The 269-nt window shown below is 58.0% G+C and carries 1 protein-coding gene; it reads right to left on the reverse strand.

Going from position 1 to position 269, the window contains the following annotated elements; genetic code table 11:
- Nucleotides 1-200, reverse strand: a 200-nt coding sequence (locus PQR02_RS40935) for a transposase (RefSeq protein ID WP_408243469.1), incomplete at its 3' end; no start/stop codon positions are given.
- Between the last annotated feature and the right edge of the window lie 69 nt (nucleotides 201-269).

Below are 269 nucleotides of genomic sequence, written 5' to 3' on the forward strand. Positions count from 1 at the left end.
AACGCCTTCCATTGGCAGCCCGTGCGCAGTACATACACAATGGCTTCAAACACTTGGCGAGCCGGCTTCGGCGGTCGTCCCGCGCCCGGCCTGCGTAGGTACTTTTTCTCTGGTGAGGGCGTACGTTGCGGAATCAGCGGCTCCACCCGCTGCCAGAACGCATCGGTCACCTCCCACGATTCGACTCTTTTCCTGGCCAAGCCTTCGCTCCAATGCCGCACTCGATTGCGGCTCCGAACGAAGTATAGACTTATTTACGGATAAGTTCT

The organism is Paraburkholderia sediminicola (assembly GCF_046026895.1).
Lineage (GTDB): Bacteria > Pseudomonadota > Gammaproteobacteria > Burkholderiales > Burkholderiaceae > Paraburkholderia > Paraburkholderia sediminicola_C.